A 1,201-nucleotide genomic window follows, 5' to 3' on the forward strand; every position below is an offset into this window, starting at 1 on the left:
CTAGTGCCGTGTCCTGAAAGGTTGATGCTGAAACCCGCAGTCGGGGTGGCGGGTTGATCATCGGCCGGTGACCGGCGATGCTGCCGGTGGAGGTGGTGCCGGTGGCTCGTAAACCGGATGTGTTCGTCAGGGCCCTCACGCCGGAAGAGGGCCGCAAACTCGCCCAGATCGGGCGGCGCAGCAAGCAGCCGGTCCGGATGCGGCGGGCGATCGTGGTGATGGCCTCGGGCCAGCATCAGCCGGTCGGGTTGATCGCGAAGCTGATGCAAGTGTCGGAATCCTATGTGCGGCAAGTGATCCACGACTTCAACGAGAAGGGTATGGGCGCACTCGACCCAAAATGGAACGGGGGCAGACCAGCGAAGACCGATCGAGCGACGCGTGATCGGATCTGTCAGATCGCTCGGTGCTGTCCCCGTGACCTGGGGTGGCCGTTCTCGACCTGGAGTCTGTCGAAGCTGGCAGATGTGCTGCGGGGCAACGGGATCGCCGACATCAGCCGCGAAACGCTGCGCCGAATCTTGAAGGCCGGCGGGGTGTCGTGGCAGGCCACCAAGACCTGGAAAGCCAGCAACGATCCCGAGTTCGTGGAGAAGATGAACCGGGTCCTCGACCTCTACGACCACCCGCCCGCCGACGGCCGCGTGATCTGCGTGGACGAGTTCGGGCCGTTGAACCTGCAGCCGCGCGCCGGCCGCGGCTGGGCGCAGGCCGGACGGCCGAAACGCCTTCGTGCCACCTACCACCGCTATCACGGGGTCCGGCACATGTTCGGTGCCCTGGACCTTCGGACCGGGCAGTTGTACTACCGGATCCGTGACCGCAAACGCGCGATCGAGTTCCTGACGTTCGTGAAATCGTTGCGAACCCGCTGGCCGGATGAGCGTCTGTATCTGATCTTGGACAACTACTCGGTCCACAAGCGCCGTGAAGTGCGGGAATGGTGCGCCGCCAACGAGATCGAGTTGGTGTTCCTACCGACGTATTCGTCCTGGTTGAACAGGATCGAATGCGAGTTCGCGGCCTTGCGGTACTTCGCGCTCAACGGCACCGACCACCGCACCCACGCCGAGCAGGATGCGGCGATCGGTGACTACGTCCGCTGGCGCAACCAGCACGCCCGACCGATCCGAGACTTCGCCGTCGGCTCGAAAATCCGCCGCCCGGATTACCTACCCAACGTTGCGTGACGCGGCACTAG

At 64.4% G+C, this 1,201-nt stretch carries 1 protein-coding gene; it reads left to right on the forward strand.

Features of this window, described 5'->3' with window-relative positions; genetic code table 11:
• Positions 1–101: 101 nt before the first annotated feature.
• Positions 102–1,190, forward strand: coding sequence for an IS630 family transposase (locus tag KO481_RS42600; protein ID WP_308167010.1), 1,089 nt, complete (start codon positions 102–104; stop codon positions 1,188–1,190).
• Positions 1,191–1,201: the final 11 nt, after the last annotated feature.

This window comes from Nocardia albiluteola (genome assembly GCF_018860155.1).
GTDB classification, from domain to species: Bacteria; Actinomycetota; Actinomycetes; order Mycobacteriales; family Mycobacteriaceae; genus Nocardia; species Nocardia albiluteola.